Genomic DNA, 21,941 nt, shown 5'->3' on the forward strand with positions numbered 1-21,941 from the left:
AAACCATGTCAGAAACAGTCATCGCCGACTTCGTCGCACGTTACAGCCTCGACACCACGGCGAGGTCCGAGCCCGTCCAGGGCCGGGTCGTCCTCAGCCAGAAGCGTCTCGTGCTAGCGTCGGAGGAGTCCAAGACGACGGTCCCCCTCTCGTCGGTCTTCGACGTGACGCTCGGTCACGTTCCCGACGAACTCGAATCGTTCTTCCAGGACACGCTGACGGTGGCGTACGAGCGCGACGACGGCCGCCACACCGTCGTCATCGAGGCCGACAACGATTCGGTCGGACGGTTCAAGACGTTGCTGTTCAAGGCGATACTGAGTGGGACCCCGGTCAAGGTGAAACATCCCGCGCGGCAGGGCGGTCGCATCATGAACAACGCCTACGAGACGGGGAAGATCCGCATCCAGCCGGGCGAGGTCGAGTTCCGGCAGATCAGCACGCCGTTCGCGGTCGACCTCTCTGCGGTGACCTACTTCCAGAAACAGCGGCGGGAGGTCAACGGGACCGAGCGGACCGTCGTCGCCATTCGGCACGCGACCGAGGGTCAGACGGTCACCTCCGAGTTCTTCGTCGCCTCCCAGCGCAAGCTCAACCTCCTGGGACGCTACTTCCGGCTCGAGTACTCCGAGATCGCCAAGGAGGCAGAGCGCGTCGACGCCTCCGAGCAGGAGATGGAAGCCCTGGTCGCCATCTACTCGGGCGGCACCAGCGGCAACCTCGCGGGCATGCTCGGTATCGACGCCGGGAGCGCCGCCATGCTGCTCACCGACCTCGAGGAGAAGGGGCTGGTGAACGAGGGCGACGGCGGCCTCTCGCTGACCTCCGCCGGGAAGATGCTCGTCAGCGACCGCATCGAGAAGGTCAACACGTAGCCACCGCTCCGCATCCGTACACTTCCCTCTGTTTCTGCCCACGACGCTTCACTGGTCCGGCGACGTCCGCCGTCCCTGCACGCCAGCGCGTACCCATGACCATCGCGTGGGCCGAGAGCACTGCAGTCCGTCCGCGGACCGCGTCGTTGGAGCCGGTCGACGTTGGCGGCCCGGACGGGGGAGCACGGACGGGTGACGATGGCGGGCAGCCGGACGTGGTAGTGCGAACGGACGACAACGGTGGACGGCAGGACCGTGGCGAGCGCGAGACGAGGAGAAAGCAGACGTAGGCGACGCTCGCCGGGAAGACCTGTGCGCCCTGGAACCCGCGACGAACTGCAGGAAAGCGTTACTTGTCGTTGATCGACTCGCTGGCGATGTTGCGGCCGCGGGTCTTCAGACTGACCTCGCGGCGCTTGCGGACCTCCTCCAGGACGTCGAGTTCGATGAGACGTTCGAATATCTCCTCGACCCTGTCGACGTCCATGCCGAGGAAGTCGGGAATCTCGAACGACGAGACGCCGGTGTACAGCGCCATCAGGACCTCTTTCTCCATTTCGTCGAGTTCGACGCCGGCCGAGCTCTGCTGCTCGCCCTTCTGGAAGATCGACCCCAGGAGCGAACACCGGCGAGCCTTCCCCGAGATGTACGTCTGGACGCTGGTCGACCCCTCGGAGTGTTCGACCTCGAGGACGGTCCGGGTCTCGCCCTCGACGGTCCGCTTTGCCGTGTCGACCTGGCCGACGTCGTCGAGCTCGATCTGGATGAACGTCCCGCTGGCGACGGCGATACCGACCTCCCCGACGTCGATCTTCACGCGAGCGCGCTCCCAGTCGGTGTCCTGCACGACGCCCCCTTTCACGGCCGGGTGTTTCGTGAGGATCATCTTCTGGTCGAGCATGGCGCCGTACAGTTTGGACTCGAACTTGTCGATGTCCATGCTCGTCGAGACCAGCAGCACGTCCTCGCCGACCTCGAGACTGAGGTAGTCGGACACGCTGGCGACGGCCTGGTTCACGTCGTACCGGCCGCTCATCCCCCTGACCTCCGAGAGCGGTATCGTTCGCTTGCCCTCGTTGCCCGCGAGGACGAGGCGCTTGTTCGACAGGAGGATCCGGCCGCTAGTCCAGGCGGCGTCCTTCAGCTTCTGGCCGTCCCGCATCGCCTGGAGGAACTTCCCCCTCGTGTCCGTTATCTTGTATTCGCCTTCACTCATACGTAAAAACCGGCGCGGTCAGTCGTTCAGCGCCTGCTTCGCCTCGGCGGACCCGTCGGTCAGGTCGGCGACGCGGTCGGCGAGTTCGTTGATGGCGTTGGTCTGTACGTTGCTCGCGTCGACGATGTCCTCGGTCGCCTCCTGGACCTCCTGGGTCCGGTCGCGGACGTCTTCGACGGTGGCCATGACCTCCTCGACGTTCGCGGCCTGTTCGTCGTTCGCCTCCGCGACCTCCGTCACGCCGGTCGCCGCCTCGTCGACGGCGTCGGCGATCTCCTCGAGGGCGATCAGTGCGTCCTCGATCTCGTCGCCGGCGTGCTGGACCTGTTCGTTGGACTCCTCGACGGCGACGACGGTCTCGTTGGCCTGCGACTGGATGTCGTTGATGCGCTCGGCGATCTCCTCGGTGTGCTTGCGCGTCTCGTTGGCGAGGTCCTTGACCTCGTCCGCGACGACCTCGAACCCGCTACCGGCCTCGCCGGCGCGTGCCGCCTCGATGTTGGCGTTGAGCGCGAGCAGGTTCGTCTGGTCGGCGACCTCGGCGATGACCTCGACGACGTCCTCGATCTCGGCCATCTGCGATTCGAGTTCTGTCACCGTGTCGACCAGGTCGTCGCTCATCTCGATGACCTCGTCGGTCGCCTCGCGAGCGCCCTCGCTCGACTCGAGACCGCTGTCGGCCGCCGCCTGCGCCTGTTCGGCGGCAGACGCGACCTGGTCGGAACTGGCTGCGACCTCCTGCATGCTCGCGCTGAAGTTCTCCATCTCCGTGGCGACGGTCGACAGCAGTTCCGTCTGTTCGTCCACGCGTTCCTCGATGGCGTGAGCGGACGTGGAGGCCGACTGCACGGAGTCGGCGAGGTCGGTCGCCGAGTCGTCGACGCGGTTGGCGAGCGTCTGGAAGCGTTCGCCCATGTCGTTGACCTGTCCGACGACGTCGATGAGGCCGTCGTCGATGACGTCGTGCTCGTCGGTGAACTGGGCGCGGGCAGAGAGGTCTCCCTCGCGCATCGTCGTCAGCGTCTCGCTGAGTTCCTCGACGAGCGCGGTCACGGCCTCGTGCCGCCGAATGTCGTCGGTGCGGTCGTGGACCGTCTCGACGACCGCCACGAGCTCGCCGTCCTCGTAGATGGGCTTCGCCGAGAACGTGATCTCCCGCTCGTCGCCCTCGGTGTTCAACATCGTCGATTCGTCCTGGTAGAGGTCCCGGCTAGCGTCCGGGCGCTCGACGCCGAACTCCGTATCCGCCGACCGCGGTGCCTCGACGACCTTCTCCGCCAGGGTCTTCCCGCGACGACCGTCCGAGTAGAAGGCGTCACTGAGGTACTCGAGTTCCCTCGCCTCCTCCTCGGGGACGCCGGTCAGGTCCGCCATGGCGGTGTTCCACGCCCGGACCTGCTTCTCCGCGCAGATCATGAACGTCGGGATGCCGATACCGTCGAGGAGTTCGTCGTCGTCGACGTCGAAATCCTCCTCTTCAGCTTCGGCGTCCAGTTCGACCTCGACGCTGTTCTCGTGCGCCTCCAGCCCGCTCTCCATCCCGGAGATGCCTGCCCAGATACCGTCGACGAGGTCGGACCTGGCGCGACGGATCTCGTCGGACACCGCCTCGTTGTCCTCCCCGAGCCGGTGGTCGAGTCGCTCGAACACCTCGTCGGCCATCTTCTCGAACGCCGCACCGTAGGTGGCGGCGTACGCAGCTCCGGAGATGCCTGCGTCGGCGTGCCTGCGACCAAGTGTCGGAGCGTTGTCGATGGCTGCGTCCGGATCGGTGAACAGTTCACCGAGATGATCGGCTTGTGCTCGCTGGAGTCGTTCGCTCGCACCGATCTCGCCGTAGACCTCCCCCAGCGAATCTATCGATATTCCGGTACTATTCGAGACGGACACCCCACGGGTTTCCGTCCCTCCGTCGAACGTGATACGCTGCTGAGATTCGCCGGACGTGGCGTTCCTCCTGCGAATCGCCCTTAAAACCCGTATGAGAGCGTCCGTAACCATCTTTGGCGAATCAAGACGTTAATCGGATATAAAACTTTAGTAAAATCTCACCAGAGATAACGCACGCGCACGAAGAGTAGTCAAGAATATGATAATAGCTCGGGAGCCGACCGACTGTCGGTGAGCGTCTATCGGCCACCGAGCTTCGACAGCGCAGAGAACGCTCGCTTCCGGACCTCCTCGTCATCGGTGTTGTCGACGAGTTCGTTCAGGCGCTTGCGAGCTCGCTCGCCACCTACCTTCCCGAGACCGAACGCCGCCATCGCCTGGGCGTCGGTGCTCGCCTCCCGATCCGATAGCAGTTCGAGCAGCGCTGTCTCGACCGAGTCCCCGCCGATCTCGGCCAGACTGGTCACCGCGAACTGTGCCGTCATCTCGTCCTCGTCGTCCAGCACGTCGACGAGCGTCTCGATCGCCGGCCAGCGGTTCTTCTCTCCCGTCACGCGCCCCAGTAACCACGTCGCGTTCCGTCGCTGGTGGGCCTGCGACCCCTCCTCGATGATGTCGATCAGCGACGTGACCACGATGCGGTGGTCCGTCGTCGCCAGCCGTTCCACCATCGTCTCGCGCAGGTCGTGGCTCTTCTGCGGCGGCGCGTTCGAAAGCAGTTCGATGAGCGAGAACACGGCCGCCTTGCGGACGGTGTCGGACTCGTCGCCGAGCAGGCCGACGAGCGCGTCGAGCGCCTTCGGGCTGCCGAACTCGCCGAGCGAACTGGCTGCGATACGACGGACCGCCTCGCTCGGGTCGTTCAGCATCTCGAGCAACGCCGCCAGCGCCTCGCTACCGTCCATCCGACCGAGTGCCTCGGCCGTCTCGCGTCGAACCTCGGCGTTCTGGTCCTTCAGCACCTTCGTGAGCGCCGACACTGCGCGCTTGTCCTCGAGCCGTCCGAGCGCTCGGGCGATGCGCGCCCGGACGCGGGGATCGGAGTCGTCGAGGTGCTGTATCAGGTCCTCTGTCGCCGACCGACTCCCGATGCGGCCGAGGACGTTCGCTGCGGCCATCCGCAGTTCGGGCTGGTCCGACGAGAGCGCGTTCGTCAACTCCTCGGCCCGTGCCCACTCGGCCTGCCCGCCGGTGATCTCCTCGCCGACGATGGCGGTGATGAGCTCCTCGACTGCCTCGCGCTGGTCGAGCGCGTCGATGGCGGCCGCCCGAACGTCGCCGTCGTCGTCCTCCTGTGCCGCCTCTGTCAGCGAGTCGACGACCTCCTCGTCCGGTGCGTCGACGCCGCCGAGGATCTCGGCGGCACGACGCCGAACACCCTCGTTGTTACTGTCTTCGAGCACCGACGTGAGCTTCTCCACGTCGTTTTCCTTCTCCAGGGTGAACAGCGAGGTCACGTCTATCGATTGATAGACGCCGGCAAAAATATAACTTTCCGTATGTCGATGCGCTCCGCGCTCGAAAGAAGGCGTATAGGGTTTACAGCGAGACTGCGCTGTCGCCGGAGAGCGACTGCGGGATGTCCGCCTGGTAGAACGTCACGGCACCGTACTGGGTGGTGAGCTTCAGTTCGACCTCTTCGCCTTCCTCGAGGTCTTCGCCGCCGATAGTCGAAGCGTGCATCGCGATCGAGAATCGGTCGTCCTGGTCATTCAGGACCGGAGCCGAGCCGTCAACGTCCTTGATGTCAGATACGTTGAAACCGGGATCCGACTCGAGATTAGCTGCACTGACTTCGGTAAGCGTCGTTGCCTCGTTCGGGCCGATCCACTCGATGGTGGCGCTGGAGAGGTTGATGTCGTCGGCGCCGGAGCCGCGCATCACCGTGATGTTGATGTACTCTACAGCTTCCCCGGAGCTGGTGGTGTTACCGAAACCGGAGACGACCTGAATGCGATTCGAGACCTGCGAGGTGGACTCCTCGCCGGTCTGTTCTGCCTTCGTTTGCAAGAAGCCCGCCGTGTTGATGAGCACGCCCGCCGCGATCGCGGCGACCAGCACCATCGCGATGAACACGATGAGCGTCCCGATGCCGACCTGACCGCGGTCGTCGAACCGCTGTTTGAGAGATTCCTTCATAGTATCACGTTAGACAGTCACTGCGCTCTCCTGGGAGAGCGACTGCGGGATGTTTGCCCGGTAGATAGTCACGGCACCGTACTGGGTGGTGAGCTTCAGTTCGACGCCCTGTCCCTCACCAAGACCGTCGCCGTCACCGATCGTCGGCGCATGCATCGAGACGGTGAAACGGTCGTCCTGATCGTTCAGGACTGGTAGCGAGTCGTCCGTGTCTTTGATAGCCGACACGTTGAAACCACCCGGATCGGACTGAAGATCACTTTCACTAACCTTCGTCAGCGTCGTCGCGCTGTCCGGACCGATCCACTCGATGGTGGCGCTGGAGAGGTTGATGTCGTCGGCGCCGGAGCCGCGCATCACCGTCAGGTTGATGAAGTCAACCTCCTCGTTCGTAGTGACGTTACCGAAGCCGGAGACGACCTGCACGCGGTTGGAGACCTGTGCGGTGGACTCCTCGCCGGTCTGTTCTGCTTTCGTCTGGAGGAAGCCCGCCGTGTTGATGAGCACGCCCGCCGCGATCGCGGCGACCAGCACCATCGCGATGAACACGATGAGCGTCCCGATACCGACCTGACCTCTGTCGTCAAGTCGCGTTTGGATTGCGTCTTTCATAGTTTCTCACGTAGGGTCCGGAACCGTAGTGTAAGGCTCCGGACGCTATCGACAACGAGTCAAAGCTATGTATTAAAACTACGCATCCAATTATCACGTCTGATACGACACCATAATCGCAGGACGAAAGCGGGACTTTGCGGCCGAATTGTCGGGGTGAATTCAATTGTATAGCGAGATTCTGAGGCGTGATTTCGGGTTATATCAACCTGTGAGAATACCAAAGATGACGAACAGGTTCCCGGCCGTGGTGAGCAGGTAGTTGACTGACAGGAGTACCGGCGTCCGGTCGAAGCCGGTGAGGAACGCACTCACCGTGGTCGCGATGGCGGCCGCGACGATGAGCGTGAATCCGATCGAGAGGTGCAACAGTGCACGACGCGACGTCCGGCGGTAAGACCGGACGGCGAACCCGACCATCGACAGTCCGGCGACGGTCAGGGTGAGGCTGAACGCCACGTAGAGAAGTTCGAGCGGAACCATCACGGCTCCTCCTTGAGGTCGCGCCAGACGTCGACCAGCGAGTTGTCGACCTCGGGCCGGTCTTCGAGTTCGACGTCGATTTCGTCGGCGTCGAACGATATCCGGATGTTGTCGATGTCGCGGCGGTACACCTTCGTACGTCGCCCCTCGTCGGAGAACTCCCGCCCCGAGAGTTCGAGCAGGTCCGCCTCGGTGAGTTCCTCGATGCGTCGGTAGCTCGTCGCGATCGGAATCCCGAGTTCGTCGCTCAGTTCCTGTGCGGACTTTGGCTCGCCGGTAGCGCTGAGTATCTCGGCGTTGTACTTGTTGCCGAGCACCCGGAGCAGTTCCACTGACCCCATCGGTTATCGGGTTTGATAACGCCCCCATAAAAAGATACCGTCACGATTCGCACCGTAACTAACGACGAGAATATTCGAATCATAGATGGGAATCGAACCGACGGTAGACCAGTCGGGCGGAAAACGCGGTCAGCGGAACAGTAAAGTGGATTCCATCGGGAGACACAGGTATGTCAAAAACCGTCGCAGAAACGCAGGTTCTGGTCTTCCGTCTGGAGGACAAGCAGTACTGTGTCGACATCGCGCACATCGACGAGATCGTCGACCGCGAGAAGTTGACCCACCTCCCGGATTCCGAACCCCACGTCGAGGGACTGATGGACCTCCGCGGGACGACGACGACCATCGTCAACCCGAAGACGGTCCTCGGACTGGACGACTCGGAGACTGGCGACCGCGTCGTCGTCTTCGAGACGGACGACGACGCGAGTACGGGGTGGCTCATCGACGAGGTGAGTCAGGTGGTCGGCGTCGACGAGGACAATCTCGACAAGTCCGTCGAGAGCGACTCCGTCCGCGGCGTGGTGCGACGCGACGACGACTTCGTCATCTGGGTGAAGCCGTCGGCGATCCACGGCTGACGACGACCGAGCGGCCCCTTTCACGAATCCTTCTGCACGGCTGACGACAGTACGGTTCTAGCTCCGGCACTAGTACGGTCCCCCTCGGCACTGTCCTGGTAGCTTCGACGTGGTCCCGTCCACGTGGTTCCGTTCTGGCGTCCACGTGGTTCCGTTCTGGCGTCTAACACACCCGGACGTGTCGAGAACGACGAGTACGAGGAGACCGGACGGTGAGGAAACTGGACAGTACGAGGGGTTGGAACCAGGCGAACGACTCCGTGTTCGGCGAAGAAGATGGCGTAGGACAGCGCGCGCGGCGACCGGACCCGCAGGATGGCTACCCCTGAAACAGGCATATCGTACCACGCAGCCAGCGATTTATCCACCGGGTCCGTTCGACCCCTCGACCGTCGGTACGGCCGAAGTATCGGGCTTAGGCGTCTCCTGCAGTCCGTTCAGCAAGCGTATAACAAAGGTCGTATCCGGGGTTTCATAGTTACCGTTCGGCCCTCGACAGGCGCGCTGTCGGGGTGCTCAGGACACAGAGAGGCGAGTTACCTATGAGATTCCCGAGAGCTAGGCGAACGTTATCCGACCGGGTCGAACCGGACGCCAGGACGACTCCAGCACGCCCGAGGATCCATGAGTGACGGTGACTCACCGGGGGGCGGCCGGCATTCGAACCGACGAACGCCGACGATTCAGGGGGTAAACTGTATGTCTGAACGCACGAACTGCTCACGTCTACGCGTACGAACGACAGGAACAGGAGCCACGACGGACAGCCACGTCTCGCAGGGGGTGGTCGCACGATGTGCGGCATAATCGCTCGCGTCGGTGACTCCGACGACGCCGTCGACGAACTGCTCACTGGCCTCGAGAACCTCGAGTACCGCGGCTACGATTCGGCGGGACTCGCGGTGAAGAACGGCGGCGGTCCGAACGTCTTCAAGCGCGAGGGGGAGATCTCCCGGCTGAAGACCGCCCTCGACGACGAAGCGCCCTCCGGCGGTCTTGGCATCGGGCACACGCGATGGAGCACGCACGGACCGCCGACGGACGAGAACGCCCACCCGCACACCGGCTGTGGCGACCGCGTAGCGGTGGTTCACAACGGGATCATCGAGAACCACGATCAGCTACGGGAGGAGCTGCAGGCACGCGGCCACGTCTTCGAGAGCGACACCGACACCGAGGTCATCCCGCACCTCGTCGAGGAGCATCTCGCCGAGGGAGCGACGGCCGAGGAAGCGTTCCGTCGGACCGTCCGCAGACTCTCCGGGAGCTACGCGGTCGCGATGCTGGTCGAGGACAGCGACGCCGTCTACGCCACGCGGCGCGGCTCGCCGCTCGTCCTCGGCGTCGACGAGGGCGAGTACTTCCTCGCCAGCGACGTGCCCGCGTTCCTCGACTTCACCGACGACGTCGTCTATCTCGACGACGGCGACGTGGTGGTCGCCGAACCCGGCGGCCACGTCATCACCGACCTCGACGGTAACAGCGTCGAACGGACGGTGAAGACGGTCGAGTGGGACCCCGAGGACGCCGGGAAGGGGGGCTACGACCACTACATGCTGAAGGAGATCCACGAACAGCCTGCCGCGCTCCGCCAGACGCTGCGGGGCCGCGCCGACCCGGCCACCGGCGAGGTCACGCTGGACGACTTCCCGCCAGGCACGTTCGACGACGTCGAGCGGGTCCAGTTCGTCGCCTGCGGAACGTCTTACCACGCCGGCCTCGTCGGCTCGCGGTTGCTCGGGACGCGAGGCGTCCCCTCGCAGGCGTTCCTCGCCAGCGAGTACGCCACGTCGCCGCCGCCGGTCGACGGGGACACCCTCGTCGTCGGCGTCACCCAGAGCGGAGAGACGGCCGACACGCTGGCTGCGCTCCGGCAGGCGCACGCCGCCGGCGCGCGGACCGTCGCGGTGACGAACGTGGTCGGCTCGACGGCGGCCCGGGAGTGCGACGACGCGCTGTTCATCCGCGCCGGCCCCGAGATCGGCGTCGCAGCGACGAAGACGTACTCCTCGCAGGTGGTGTCGCTGGCCCTGTTCGGCGAGCGCCTCGTCCGCGACGTGACGGGGAGCCGCAGCGACGACGTCGAACGACTCCTCCAGGGGCTCGCCGACCTCCCCGGCCAGGTCCAGCAGGTGCTCGACTACTCGAAGGCGCGGCGCGTCGCCAAGCAGTACCGCGACAGCGACGCCTACTTCTTCATCGGCCGGGACACGGTCCACCCCGTCGCGATGGAGGGGGCGCTGAAGTTCAAGGAGATCTCCTACGAGCACGCCGAGGGGTTCGCCGCCGGGGAGCTGAAACACGGGCCGCTCGCGCTCGTGACGCCGAACACGCCCGTCTTCGCCGTGTTCAACGACCGCGACGACGAGAAGACGCTCGGCAACGTCAAGGAGGTCGAGGCGCGCGGTGCTCCCGTCGTCGCAGTCGCGCCGGAGGGCCACGAGGAGGTGGTCCAGCACGCCGACGAGGTGCTGACCATCCCCGACACCCACCCGGACGTCACCGGCGTCCCCGCCAACGTCCAGCTCCAGCTGCTGTCGTACCACGCCGCGGACATCCTCGACCGCCCCATCGACAAGCCACGGAACCTCGCGAAGAGCGTAACGGTCGAATGAGCGGCGGCAACCCGGGCTTACAGCGCCGAACCGGGTTGAACGGTCTGGGCGGTTTAATCGCGGCCCGGCCGCATCCAGTCATCGAATGACCGCTGTCGTACTCTCCGTCGACGCCGAACTCGCGTGGGGGGACCGGGACCGGCCGGACCCTCCCCGGCACGTGGAAAGCGCCCGCGACTCGTGGTCGCGACTGCTGGCCACGTTCGACGAGTTCGACGTCCCCGTAACCTGGGCCGTCGTCGGACACCTCTTCCTCTCGGAGTGTGACGGGGAACACGACGACCACGCGACGCCGACCGACGACTGGTTCGAGGACGACCCGGGTGGACGCGCGGCGCGGTCGCCACTCTGGTTCGGCGGCGGCCTGGTCGGGTCCATCGCGGACGCGGACGCCGGCCACGAGATCGCAGGCCAGCCCTTCTCGCACGCAGCGTTCGACGACGGTCGGACGACCCGCGAGGTGGCGGTCGTCGAGACGCGTGCGACCCTGGAGGCGGCGGCCGACGCCGGGTTCGACGTCGAGACGTTCGTCCTCCCGCGGAACGAGGTCGCCCACCGGGACGTACTCGCGGCCTACGGGTTCACCTGCTATCGGGGCGCGCGCCCGGCGCTGTGGTTCGACGGCGCCCGTCTCGAGTCGCTCGCGAAGACGGTCGACCTGACCGTGAGCAGGACGAGCCCGCCGCTCGTCGAACCGGCGGTCGACGACCACGGACTGGTGACCGTCCCGGCGTCGATGCGCCTGGCCGACCTCGACGGGCCGGCGGGAACGCTCGTACAGACCCTGGGCGACCCCGTGGCCCGAGCAGCCAAGCGCGGCATCGACCGCGCCGCCGAAGAGGACGGCGTCTTCCACCTCTGTCTGCGGCCGAGCGACTTCTCCGAGGAGCGCGACTTCGAACGACTGCGAACCGTCCTCGAACACCTCGACGCCGTCCGCGAGGAGACCGGCCTCCCGGTCCGGACGATGGGCGAGGTAGCGGCGGACCTGCAGGTCGCCGACCCGGCGACCTCCCGGACGCCCATCGGTCCGCGGTGACCCGTCGGTCGCCCGATCCACTGCCACCGTCGCGATGCCTGCCGGTCCGTCGACTGCCGCTGTTCTGATTCCTGCCAACCCGTAGCGACCCTGCTACCCCCGTGACAGGGGGTCCGCAACCTCGGTATCGCAGTCGGGACAGACGGCCACCGGCCGGGACGCCTCGCCGAGCCCGACCTGCATCTCCTCGCGGCCGCATGCGGGGCACGCCCGCGGGGTCCGCGCGGCGCCGCAGTCCGGGCAGCCGAGCTGGACGCCGTCCTCGCTCACCGTCGGGCGGACGCCGACCCGGCCACAGGCCGGACACGACAGCGGCACGCGCACGTCCTCGCTGTCCGGCGGTGCGCCGACGGCGATGGCCACGAGGTCGCGGTCGGCGTCGTTGCGTCCCGACCTGAACTCGTCGCGAGCGAACCGTATCGCCTCACCGGCGCGGACCGTGACCGTCCATCCGTCCGCGGCGGCATCGCTATCGGCGCTTTCGTCGTCCGTCGCGTACACATCGAACGTCGACTCGCCCGCGAGGACGACGAACACCTCCTCCTGGTCGGCGTGTGCGTGGAGACCGCCGGGGAACCCGTCGCCGGGGCCGAGCCGGTAGTGGGTGACGGCGACGTCGGTCGTCGCCAGGTGCTCGGACAGTCGGGTGCGCCCGGCGTCGAGGTCGTCGTTCGACGCCGGGTCGTCGACGGACGCTCGTCGCATGGACGACGTTGACGAGCGGAGGGACAAGTAGGTTTCCGCGACGGACGACGGAAGGGGCGGGATTCGAACCACGCGAAGCCTGTCAGGCCCCCACCGGCGAAGCGGTGGTGCTCTACCACTGAGCCACCCTTCCACGCTGGTAGCCGACGCGATGTGTCCGAAAAACCGCGAAGTGGGTCAGCGACACTTCGACAGCGGACGAGTGGCCGAGACCGACATCGATATCCAGGCGTCGTCCCTGGACACGTCGGCGATCACGGCCCGCCGTGCGCCGTCCTCGTCAGTGTCGAGGGCGAACATCACGTCGTCGTCCGGTCTCGGTGCATCACCGTCGTCTATGATACGTGTCCGTTTCAGGGAGGATCACCGTGATTTCACTGCCCACCGCGGGGCGTACTCGCGATGTTGGGGCGTCCGTATCTTTGTTATTCACCTCCTGTGGCGGCGTAAGCGCGGCTTACGCTCGCTAACTGTCGCCAGGGTAACGCTCGCTGCGCGCCGGCAGGGCGGCGTCAGCGCGACGCGGCGCGGGTACGCGCGGGATAACAAAGTGCCAATCCGGAGTAGGGACACAGGGATTGATTTCATGGCTTCCGGACGTCTGACGACGAAGCAGCACCGCGCGGGGAGCACGCTTCGCCCGGACGAACAGGTTCGGCCACTCGCAGGCGCTCGTCACGGCGCGAGCACCGGACCGCCCTCGACGACCGCCCGCCGGTCGGGGGATAGATGAGCCACGACACCTCCGGTTCGGTGCGAGAGTGGGTCACCGACCCGGTCGGGGCGATACCGGTCGACCTCGTCCTCCTGACGCTGTTCGTCGCGGCGGTCGACTTCGCACTCGCACAGCCGGCCGTCTACGGAACGCCGCTGGCGGTCGTGCTCGGGGCCCCACTCGTGCTGTTCGCGCCGGGGTACGCCATCGTGGCGGTGCTGTTCCCCGGTGCGGGCCCCGAGAACGAACCGAGCGGCTGGGTCCGTGCGACCGTCAGGTCGAACCGCGCCGGGCTCACCGTCGGCGAGCGTCTCGCCGTCTCGTTCGGGACGAGCCTCGCGCTGCTCCCGCCGCTCGGCGTGGCGCTGTCGCTGGCCGGCGTGGGCTTCACGCCGTGGACGGTGCTCACGTCGCTGAGCGCCATCACGGTCGGCGGCGGCGCCGTCGGCGCGGTGCGACGCGTCCACCTCGCGCCGTCCGACCGGTTCGGCGTTCCCGTCCGGGCACTGTGGCGACGCCTTCGAGCTGGCGTCGTCGGAACCGACACCGCCATGGACGCGGTGCTGAACGTCGCGCTCGCGATCGCCGTACTGGCCGCCGTGGCGAGCCTTGGGTACGCCGTCGCGGTGCCGAGCGACGGCGAGGAGTTCTCGAACCTCTCGCTGGTGACCGAGAACGAGTCCGGCGAGTACGTCACGTCGGGCTACCCCCGGAACTTCTCCGCGGGCGAGACGAAGCCGCTGACGGTCGCCGTCGAGAACCACGAGGAACGGACGGTCGAGTACACCGTCGTCGCCAAACTCCAGCGCGTCGAGCAGGCGTCGAACGGCGAGGCGCGCGTGCTCAGGGAGACGGAGCTGACGCGACTCGACCAGCGCGTCGAGGCCGGGGAGACGTGGCGCACCCGTCACGACATCGCTCCGACGATGATCGGTGAGGACCAGCGGCTGGTGTATCTCCTCTACACGGACGACCCGCCGCGGAACCCGACGACGAGCAACGCCGACGAGCACGCTCACATCTGGATCAACGTACGCGGGGTCGAGACCGACGGATGACGCGGCTTGACGACGGACGGTGGTGGTGACCGATGTGGCCCTGGGAACATCTGGCCGTCGGCTACCTCTGCTACTCGGTGTACAGCCACCTGCGAGGAGCGCGACCGCGCAGTGACGCCGTCGTCGTCCTCGCGTTCGCCACGCAGGCACCGGACCTGGTGGACAAGCCGCTCGCGTGGTCGCTGTCGGTGCTGCCGAGCGGCCAGTCGCTCGCCCACTCGCTGCTGACGGCGGCACCGCTCTCTGCAGGTGTGCTCGCGCTCGCAGCGCGCGCGAATCGAACCGACGTCGGCGTCGCGTTCGCCCTCGGCTACCTGTCGCACCTCGCTGGCGACGTGATTTACCCCGCACTGCTCGGCGGCCCGGCGAACGTCGCGTTCCTGGCGTGGCCGGTCGTCCCCGCGCGGGCCGACCCCGCCGGTCCCGGTCTGTTCGCTCGCTTCTCGCAGTACTTCGGCGACTACGTCGCGCGCCTCGGCGACCCGCAGCTCTCGGGGTACGTGGCGACGGAGATCGGCCTGCTGGGCGTCGTGCTCGTCCTCTGGCTCTACGACGGGATGCCCGGACTCCCAAGGCCGTTCGCTTCCCGGCAGTAGCCTCGGTCACGTGACGTCGAACCTCGTCGGTAGCCGAGCGGCCGCGGGACGCCAGAAGAAGAGGCGGGAACGTCGTCGGTTCAGCGGAACCGCTTGTACACGTCCGAGAGCAGGTTCATCATGCGGGTGCCGCGCTCGACGCTGTAGTAGCGGACGAGTTCCGGGGCAAACTTCGCCTTGTAGCCACAGAGCCGGCGCTCGTTCGCGCCGACGAGGTCGTAGCGGCCGATCCCCTCGTCCATCGCGTCGGTCATGATGGCCCAGTCGACGAGGTCGTTGACGGGGACGTCGGCGTCGTGTTTCGCGCCGCCCTGCCAGCGATAGACGCGGTCGTCGTCGGCCAGGGCGACCATCCCGCCGACGAACTCGCCGTCGACCTCGCAGACGTAGGGGCGGACCGTGCCGTCCGGGAGCCGGTCGCGGAGCGCCACGACGAACTCGGGGTCGAGCGTGTAGGGTTCGCCCTGTTCCTCGTGGCGGGCCTCCACCTGCCGGACGATGCGGCGGACGGCGTCGTCGCCACCGACCCGGACCTCGTAGCGGTCGTCGTCGGTCCGGATGTTGCTCCGGGCGTCGCTGCTGAAGCTCGCTAGCAGGTCGTCCTCGCCGACCGTGAGGTCGACCTCGTAGGTGTGACGGGGCTGGATCTCGAACTCGTTCCACTCGAAGGGACGGACGTCCTCGTACCGCCCGCCGGTGCGGACGTGGACGTACTTCGGTCCGCACTCGCGGTCGAGCCAGTCGAGGCAGTTGTCGACGAACCGCCGGTGGCGACGCTCGGCCTTCCGGCGCTTCAGCTTGTCCATGTTCAGCAGTGCAGGGCCGAGATGGGGAATCCAGAGGTTCGGGGGCGGCGAGAACGCGGTCGAGACGCCGCCCTTGGAGATGGTGAACGCCGGGAAGATGCCGACCGGCTCCTGGCCCTTGAACCCGACCAGCGGGTGGTAGTCGGCTCCGGTGTACTCGGCCTGGACCTTCAGGGCGTCCAGGCGGTGGAACAGGTCGCCCTGGGGGGACCGCTCCACGAGGTCGTTCCAGCGGTCGAGGACGTCCTCGTCCGCGCGCTCCACTCTGATACCGTCGCGTTCGATGGTGACACTCATGTCATTCGATGTAACCGAGGTCGGCGAGTCGGGCCTCCACGTCCTCGTCGTCGACCGTGACCGTCTCGCCCGCGTCGTACGCGGGGTAGCTCTGCTCGCCGACGTCGTCGACGACGGGGAGGGGCTCGCCGTCCATCCGGTCGCTCGCGGGAACGTCCAGCGAGGCCAGGACCGTCGGCGCCACGTCGAAGAGGTGGGCGCTCGCGAGGTCGACGTCGGGGTCGACGCCGGTCCCGGCCGCGGCGACGATGCCGTCGCGCTTGTGGTTCCACGGCTCGCGCGGCGTACCGAACTGCGAGCCGCGCAACTGCGCCGAGAGGAACTGGTCGAAGTCGTTCGGGACGGTGACCACGTCCGGCGCGCGCTCGACGTGCGGGCCGTCGAAGAAGGCCTCGCGCGGGGCGACCGTCTCGAAGACTCGGGTGCCGTCCGGGGTGCGGACCCCCTCCAGGGCGTCCACGAGGGCGTTCCGCACCGAGTCGTAGCGGTCGGGCGGAACGGTGCCGTCGGGTTCCCGTCCCTGGAGGTTGATGCGGACGCCGCACTCGATGCGGTCGCGGACGTACGCGGCCGAGTTCGGGAAGTCGACCTGCTCGGTCGCGGCGCGGACGACGTCCTCGGGGACGTGCCGGGCGACGAACTCGTCGAGGCCGACGCGTTCGAGCGCCCTGCCGATGCGCTGGCTGGTGATGCCGGCCTTCGCGCCGAGCGAGAGGCCGCGCTCGACGAGCGAGCGGTCGCGGTCGCCGTCCGTCTCGCCGTCTCGCAGCCGGTTGCCGGCGATGGTCGACCACGAGGGCATCCCCTCGCCGCCGCGCACCGTCTCGACGTAGCCCTGGTCGCGCAGGAAGTCGTTTGCGCGGAACTCGTAGCCGGAGTAGGGACCCATGCCGTGGTCGCTGGCGACGACGACGGTGTCGGGGTCGCAGTCGTCCAGAACGGCGCCGAGCTGGTCGTCGACGGCCTCGTACACCGCCTGCACCTTCTCCTCGTCGTCCGGATACTCGTGGAAGACGGTGTCGGTCACCTGGAACTGCAGGAAACCGAAGTCCGGGTCGTACTCGTCCGCGAGGTATCGGAACGCCTCCCCGCGCATCCGCACCAGGCGGCGGTACCAGGCGACGTCGTCCGCCTCGTCGAGGCCGCGCGGCGCGTACACCCGGTAGCCGCCGATGGCGTCGCGGACGTCGTCGAGCAGCCCCTCGGGGTGGCAGGTCGGCGACTCGGGCGCGATGTACCCCGGGACGAGCGCGCCGTCGAACGCTCGCGGCGGGTGGGTTACCGGGACGTTCACCACCACGCTCGTCAGGCCGTGCCGGTCCAGGAGCTGCCAGAGAGCGTGTTCGCGGACGGAGGTCGCGTTGACGACGTCCCAGTCGTAGCCGTCGAACTCGAGGAAGCCGAAGACGCCGTGCTTGCCCGGGTTCACCCCGGTGTACAGCGACGGCCACGCGCTCGGCGTCCACGGTGGAATCTGCGACTCGAGCGGGCCGGTCGCGCCGGCCTCGAACACCGACCGCAGGTTCGGGAGGGCTCCCTCCGCGAACAGCGGGTCGAGCACCGACCGGCAGCCGGCGTCGATGCCGACCAGCAGTGTCTGTAGCGATGTGCGGTCCATGCCATCCACGTTGAAGCCACCTTCGGCCTTTGTTATGGACCTGCTGGCGCGCCGTAGACCGGTCGTACCGCCGGAATTCGACGTCTGGGCCGCCGTCGCTGGTCGGTCGCGAGTCCGGCGTCCGAGTACCGGGTGACCGGTGTCCAAGCGCCGGCGTTCGACGCCGGGACGCACCAGCGGCGCCGGTGGACCGACCGCGAAGGGCGGACCGCCGTCCGTCCGACCGTCGTTGGACGGCACCGGGTCGCTGGTCCGCGTCGACTCGGGAGGCGGACGGCGATCCCCCGTCGACGAACGGCCTGCTTCCCACGTCGACGCTTCGACGTCGCTCCGAACGGCCCCCCAGCGAGGAGTCGCTTCCGACGCGGTGACGGCGGGCGTCACGGTGGGGGAGAGACGCGGTGAAACGGGACGTGACCGGGGCGTAAGCACGCGTTTCGTCATCGCTGCGCGCCGCTCGCCGGGACGTTGGGGGTGGCGGTCCGCTACTGGATACGGCGGGGAACCGTCCACGAGACGGGTCGGTAAGCAGTGGTTCCGTCGCCTGGCGGCCCGTTAGTGGCCGCTTACGCGTCGGAAACGGGCCGCCAGACGCAGATCGCACTTGTACCGCGTCGAGCGGCCGATTCAACCCGCCGTTACCGGCCGGGTCAGGGAGCCACCCGGGAGACGGCCGTTAGAGTTAAATTCGAAAGAGGGCGTTGAGACGGAATCGTTAGCCCTATAAACTAGTAAGATAGCATTGAATCTGCATGGCACGCGACGAAACGACACGCGAGAAACACGAGAACACGTTCAGTCGACGATCCTACCTGCGGCTTGCTGGCGGCGCTGTTGCGGCGGCTACGGGCGCGAACGTCGTGTCCGGCCGGACGAGTGCGGCCGAGTACGAGACCATTACCGTCCCCGCGGGCGAGACGAAGCGCATCACCGTGGGCGACGGCGAGACGTTCGAGAACAAGCTCATCGACCAGAGCGCCGAGGGTGCGGCCGCGGCCATCGAGGCGGACGGTTCCGGCTGGAAGATCCGCAACGTCGGTTTCAAGGGCAAGTGCGGTATCCGGTCGTTCGGCTTCTTCACCATGATCCCGAGCGTCTCCTCGGGTGGCAAGGGCCTGATCGAGAACGTCTACATGGGCGACGGCGTCCAGACCGACGGTGCGAACGAGGCCGACCCGGGCGCTGTCTGGGTGAACGCGAACACGCCACACGAGGGCGAGCTCACCTTCCGCAACTGCAACATCCAGAAGTACGCGAACAACGGTCTGTACGCCAGCGGCCCTGGTGCGAAACACGGTGCCGGTGCCGGCGGTCCCGTGAAGGTCGAGAGCTGTTACTGCGCGAACAACGACATCGCCAACGTCCGTCTCGGCACGCCGGGCTCCTACGTCAAGGACTCCGTCATCGAGAACACCGACTCGGCGGTCCATCACCCCAACGGCCCCAACAAGCGCGGCATCTGGGGCTGGTACGTCCCGATCGAGGTCAAGAACTGCGACGTCAGCGTCACGGAGCACGACGCGGTCAACGGTGGCTTCCACGGCGGGAAGGTCAAGGTCTCGAAGTCCGAAGTCGAGGGGCGGACGGCCGGTAAGGTCTCGACCTCGTCCGTGGGCGACGACCCCAGGACGAAGGTCCCGAAGTCGGTCCCGCAGAGCGCCGAACAGGCGGCTCGCGGCAAGTAATCGCTTCTTACTCGCGGTAACCGTCTCTTTCCTCTGTTCTCTCCCGGCCCGGAAAGACATTTAAATCTCTGCCCCCACATTGAACGTATACCGGAACCTTCTTGAATCAGTAATGAGCCATTGAAGCCACATGGCACGCGACGAAACGGCACGTGAACCGGACGAGGGGAAGCTGATCGATCGGCGCTCGTACCTGAAGCTCGCGGGAGCGTCCGCCGCGACGTTCGCGGCGGCAGGCACGGTCAACGGCGCGGAGTACGACACCATTACTGTCGCTCCAGGTGATACGAAGACCATCTCGGTCGGTGACGGCGAGACGTTCGAGAACAAGCTCATCGACATGACCGCCGACGGCGCGTCGGCCCACATCACGACGAGCGGGTCGAACTGGGTCGTCCGCAACGTCGGCTTCAAGGGGACGCACCCGGGCGGTCACTACCTCATGACACCCGGCGTCAGCGACGCCTCGGGGACCGGTCTCGTCGAGAACGTCTACATGGGCGACGGTCAGGTCCCCCGGAGCGGGTCCGGCGGCATCTGGGTGAACGCGAACCTTCCCCACCGCGGGACGATCACCTTCCGCAACGTCCACATCGCCGGGATGATCGACAACGGGCTGTACGGTTCCGGCCCCGGCGCGCGGGGGTACGGCGGCAACCTCCACGTCGAGTCCTCGTACTTCAAGGCCAACACCATCTCGAACGTCCGCCTGAACGGGAAGAAGAGACCCTGCAACGTGACGAACACCGTCATCGACGCCAGCGGGAACAAGCCCTGCGGCCACGGCTGTTCCTCGCCCGGGTCGACCACGACGCGTGCGGTCTGGTCCTGGTACGGCGAGACGCACCTGCGCAACTGCGACGTCGTCGGAAGCTTCGCCACCACGAAGGGCGGGTCGGTGACCAAGACCAACACCCGGACGGGCGACGCAGCGGACCTGACGCCGCCGAAGGGCGTCCCGATGTCCGCGAAGGCGGCCGCAAGCGGCGGGAACGCCGGCAGCACGTCGTCGGGCAACCGGGCGCAGGTCAGCCAGGTGGCGACGGCCGAGAAGCAGGGGCTCCCAAACGTCGTCAGCATCGCCAGCACCGCCGCGACCGACTCCGCGACCTACGACCTCTCCGTCAGCGGCAAACTGCGCAAGAGCACCGACCGCAACGCGACGAAGGACGCCGACGACGAACGCGACGGGACCAGCGCGTCCGGGTCCGTTGCCGGTGGCACCGACAGCTACCGCTTCGGCGGCGTCGTCACGGAGCTGAACGTCGACGGCGCGGCGACGGTGTACCTCAACGGCGAGCAGGTCTCGCCCGGCGACGTCGGACTGCCGAACACCATCGTCGTCGACGGTTCGAACGACGACGGCGCCAGCACGTACGCCTTCGACGTGAGCGGCGACGTCGTCAAGAGCGACGACCTCGGCTCCGTCAACGCCTTCGACACCGTCGAGGGCAAGCACGTCACGGGGCGGGTCATCGACGGACGCGACGGCTACCGCTTCTCCGGGCATCTCACCCGGATAACGGTCGACGGCAGCGCGACGCTCCGCCTCGGCAAAGACAGCCTCTGACGATGGTGTACGAACCGTCATCCGGCGGCAACGCGGCGACCCGCCACGCCTGGCGACGGGTGCCGGACGACCCCGACCTCGAGGAGGACCTCGGCTACCGCATCGTCGACTGGGAGGTCATCCGGGCCCGCGAGGACGACGCCGGCCGTCTGATGTTCCTGCCGGCCGACGAGGAGATGCTCCGTGACGACGCGTTCATCCTCGCCGACGAGGACGCCGTCTGCAACGTCGAACACCGCCTGTAACGACCGTCCCACGCGTTCGGCCCTCCACTCGCCGCGCTGACCGCCGTTTCATCCGTCTTTCTGCTCCCGGCAGCACCGGCGGTCGCTGGCAGTCGTTCACGGCCAGGGCAGTGACTGGAGGGCGCGTCCGTCGTCGGTCACCGGCTCTCCGCGCGGCGGAGTTCGGGCGGCGTCCCGCGCCCGGTGCTGTGCCGATAGTAGAGGTACTGGACCAGCGCCGACAGCCCGTAGGCGAACAGTATCACCGCCGTGCCGGTCAACCCGGACAGGGCAGAGAAGGGGTAGATCTCGAGCCAGATGCCAGTGACGAGCGCGATGCTGCCGAGCGAGAGGGCGAGATAGTAGCGGTCCCACGGGAGTTCGCGGCGGGGAACGTCACCGAGGTAGGTGTCGAGTTCGCGGGCCCGCCTCGACAGGGATATCTCGCCGCTCGCCTCGTCGTAGTCGACGACGCCGGCGTCGTCGAGCTTCGGGAGATGGGTCTGGTACAGCGAGATGTAGACGCGCTTTCGCTGTTCGGTCGACAGCTCCGCAGGCGTGGTGTCGTTCTCCCACGCCGCCACCTGGTCGGTGAGGTCCGACAGCTCCGCCGCCCCCCCTTCGCGGCGCAGGTAGTACAGCGCATATCGACGGCGGGGGCTCTTGAGCACCTCGAACACCTGGTCCTGTGAGAGCCCGGAGCTAGCCATGATACCGGTACTGGCGCTCGTTCATCCGAAACAGTACACCCCCATTCCGTTCCGTGACCACCCTGTAGTCACGGGTTCCACCACCGCATACACCGACTGATGCCATTTCCCCACTTTGTTACCAAGGTGCTATGGCGTGTGAACGCGGTCGTAGGCGGCGGGTGAG

21 protein-coding genes and 1 tRNA gene are annotated in these 21,941 nt (G+C 66.8%); 9 read left to right on the top strand and 13 right to left on the bottom strand.

The features are described from left to right. The first annotated feature begins 5 nt into the window (after positions 1–5). Positions 6–875: a CheF family chemotaxis protein gene (locus NKT36_RS03575; RefSeq protein ID WP_327052578.1), complete on the top strand. Its 870-nt coding sequence runs from the start codon at positions 6–8 to the stop codon at positions 873–875. 349 nt (positions 876–1,224) lie between these two features. Here NKT36_RS03575 and NKT36_RS03580 read toward each other — a convergent pair whose 3' ends face one another. The 7 genes from NKT36_RS03580 to NKT36_RS03610 form a co-directional block, all read right to left on the bottom strand. Beyond that, positions 1,225–2,091 carry a CheF family chemotaxis protein gene (locus NKT36_RS03580; RefSeq protein ID WP_327052579.1) on the bottom strand — a complete coding sequence of 289 codons (867 nt, stop codon included), beginning with the start codon at positions 2,089–2,091 and terminating at the stop codon, positions 1,225–1,227. An 18-nt stretch (positions 2,092–2,109) separates the two neighbouring features. Then, entirely contained in the window at positions 2,110–3,981 is a 1,872-nt protein-coding gene (locus tag NKT36_RS03585) for a methyl-accepting chemotaxis protein (protein ID WP_327052580.1), read from the bottom strand. Between the two features lie 239 nt (positions 3,982–4,220). Beyond that, on the bottom strand, positions 4,221–5,438 hold the full coding sequence (locus tag NKT36_RS03590) for a HEAT repeat domain-containing protein (RefSeq protein ID WP_327052581.1): 1,218 nt from the start codon (positions 5,436–5,438) through the stop codon (positions 4,221–4,223). A gap of 82 nt (positions 5,439–5,520) precedes the next feature. Further along, a complete protein-coding gene (locus NKT36_RS03595; RefSeq protein WP_327052582.1) occupies positions 5,521–6,120 on the bottom strand; it encodes an archaellin/type IV pilin N-terminal domain-containing protein in 600 nt (199 codons plus the stop codon). Between the two features lie 9 nt (positions 6,121–6,129). After that, a complete protein-coding gene (locus tag NKT36_RS03600) occupies positions 6,130–6,732 on the bottom strand; it encodes an archaellin/type IV pilin N-terminal domain-containing protein (RefSeq protein ID WP_327052583.1) in 603 nt (200 codons plus the stop codon). A 204-nt stretch (positions 6,733–6,936) separates the two neighbouring features. Continuing rightward, a complete protein-coding gene (locus NKT36_RS03605; protein WP_327052584.1) occupies positions 6,937–7,215 on the bottom strand; it encodes a DUF7521 family protein in 279 nt (92 codons plus the stop codon). Further along, entirely contained in the window at positions 7,215–7,556 is a 342-nt protein-coding gene (locus NKT36_RS03610) for an ArsR/SmtB family transcription factor (protein ID WP_327052585.1), read from the bottom strand. Before NKT36_RS03610 ends, NKT36_RS03605 begins: the two co-directional genes overlap by 1 nt. Before the next feature lie 170 nt (positions 7,557–7,726). Here NKT36_RS03610 and NKT36_RS03615 point away from each other — a divergent pair, with 170 nt between their 5' ends. The 3 genes from NKT36_RS03615 (at position 7,727) to NKT36_RS03625 (ending at position 11,791) form a co-directional block, all read left to right on the top strand. Continuing rightward, a complete protein-coding gene (locus NKT36_RS03615) occupies positions 7,727–8,137 on the top strand; it encodes a chemotaxis protein CheW (protein ID WP_327052586.1) in 411 nt (136 codons plus the stop codon). Between the two features lie 794 nt (positions 8,138–8,931). Further along, entirely contained in the window at positions 8,932–10,752 is a 1,821-nt protein-coding gene (gene glmS, locus NKT36_RS03620) for a glutamine--fructose-6-phosphate transaminase (isomerizing) (RefSeq protein WP_327052587.1), read from the top strand. An 85-nt stretch (positions 10,753–10,837) separates the two neighbouring features. Continuing rightward, a complete protein-coding gene (locus NKT36_RS03625) occupies positions 10,838–11,791 on the top strand; it encodes a polysaccharide deacetylase family protein (RefSeq protein ID WP_327052588.1) in 954 nt (317 codons plus the stop codon). A gap of 93 nt (positions 11,792–11,884) precedes the next feature. On the opposite strand, the gene NKT36_RS03630 is transcribed toward NKT36_RS03625, so the two are convergent. The 3 genes from NKT36_RS03630 to NKT36_RS19295 form a co-directional block, all read right to left on the bottom strand. Beyond that, on the bottom strand, positions 11,885–12,496 hold the full coding sequence (locus NKT36_RS03630) for a cupin domain-containing protein (RefSeq protein ID WP_327052589.1): 612 nt from the start codon (positions 12,494–12,496) through the stop codon (positions 11,885–11,887). 48 nt (positions 12,497–12,544) lie between these two features. Continuing rightward, positions 12,545–12,629, bottom strand: a tRNA-OTHER gene (locus tag NKT36_RS03635). Between the two features lie 44 nt (positions 12,630–12,673). Next, positions 12,674–12,796, bottom strand: coding sequence for a DUF7556 family protein (locus tag NKT36_RS19295; protein WP_456071257.1), 123 nt, complete (start codon positions 12,794–12,796; stop codon positions 12,674–12,676). 429 nt (positions 12,797–13,225) lie between these two features. Here NKT36_RS19295 and NKT36_RS03640 point away from each other — a divergent pair, with 429 nt between their 5' ends. Both NKT36_RS03640 and NKT36_RS03645 read left to right on the top strand, forming a co-directional pair. Beyond that, a complete protein-coding gene (locus tag NKT36_RS03640) occupies positions 13,226–14,269 on the top strand; it encodes a DUF1616 domain-containing protein (RefSeq protein WP_327052590.1) in 1,044 nt (347 codons plus the stop codon). Between the two features lie 32 nt (positions 14,270–14,301). After that, the gene (locus NKT36_RS03645; protein ID WP_327052591.1) at positions 14,302–14,865 is read left to right on the top strand and encodes a metal-dependent hydrolase; all 564 of its coding nucleotides are present in this window, start codon (positions 14,302–14,304) and stop codon (positions 14,863–14,865) included. Between the two features lie 80 nt (positions 14,866–14,945). On the opposite strand, the gene NKT36_RS03650 is transcribed toward NKT36_RS03645, so the two are convergent. Both NKT36_RS03650 and NKT36_RS03655 read right to left on the bottom strand, forming a co-directional pair. Then, positions 14,946–15,968 (bottom strand): lipid II:glycine glycyltransferase FemX, encoded by a 1,023-nt coding sequence (locus NKT36_RS03650; protein WP_327052592.1) that lies wholly within the window; start codon positions 15,966–15,968, stop codon positions 14,946–14,948. 1 nt (position 15,969) lies between these two features. Next, positions 15,970–17,586 carry an alkaline phosphatase family protein gene (locus tag NKT36_RS03655; protein ID WP_327052593.1) on the bottom strand — a complete coding sequence of 539 codons (1,617 nt, stop codon included), beginning with the start codon at positions 17,584–17,586 and terminating at the stop codon, positions 15,970–15,972. Between the two features lie 752 nt (positions 17,587–18,338). Here NKT36_RS03655 and NKT36_RS03660 point away from each other — a divergent pair. The 3 genes from NKT36_RS03660 (at position 18,339) to NKT36_RS03670 (ending at position 21,086) form a co-directional block, all read left to right on the top strand. After that, positions 18,339–19,271, top strand: coding sequence for a hypothetical protein (locus tag NKT36_RS03660; RefSeq protein WP_327052594.1), 933 nt, complete (start codon positions 18,339–18,341; stop codon positions 19,269–19,271). Positions 19,272–19,401: 130 nt separating this feature from the next. Beyond that, positions 19,402–20,841, top strand: coding sequence for a hypothetical protein (locus NKT36_RS03665; protein WP_327052595.1), 1,440 nt, complete (start codon positions 19,402–19,404; stop codon positions 20,839–20,841). Positions 20,842–20,843: 2 nt separating this feature from the next. Next, positions 20,844–21,086, top strand: coding sequence for a hypothetical protein (locus tag NKT36_RS03670; protein ID WP_327052596.1), 243 nt, complete (start codon positions 20,844–20,846; stop codon positions 21,084–21,086). Positions 21,087–21,223: 137 nt separating this feature from the next. Here NKT36_RS03670 and NKT36_RS03675 read toward each other — a convergent pair whose 3' ends face one another. Next, a complete protein-coding gene (locus tag NKT36_RS03675) occupies positions 21,224–21,775 on the bottom strand; it encodes a DUF7344 domain-containing protein (protein ID WP_327052597.1) in 552 nt (183 codons plus the stop codon). Between the last annotated feature and the right edge of the window lie 166 nt (positions 21,776–21,941).

Origin of the sequence: Halomicrococcus gelatinilyticus, assembly GCA_024227995.1 — an archaeon.
Taxonomy (GTDB): domain Archaea; phylum Halobacteriota; class Halobacteria; order Halobacteriales; family Haladaptataceae; genus Halomicrococcus; species Halomicrococcus gelatinilyticus.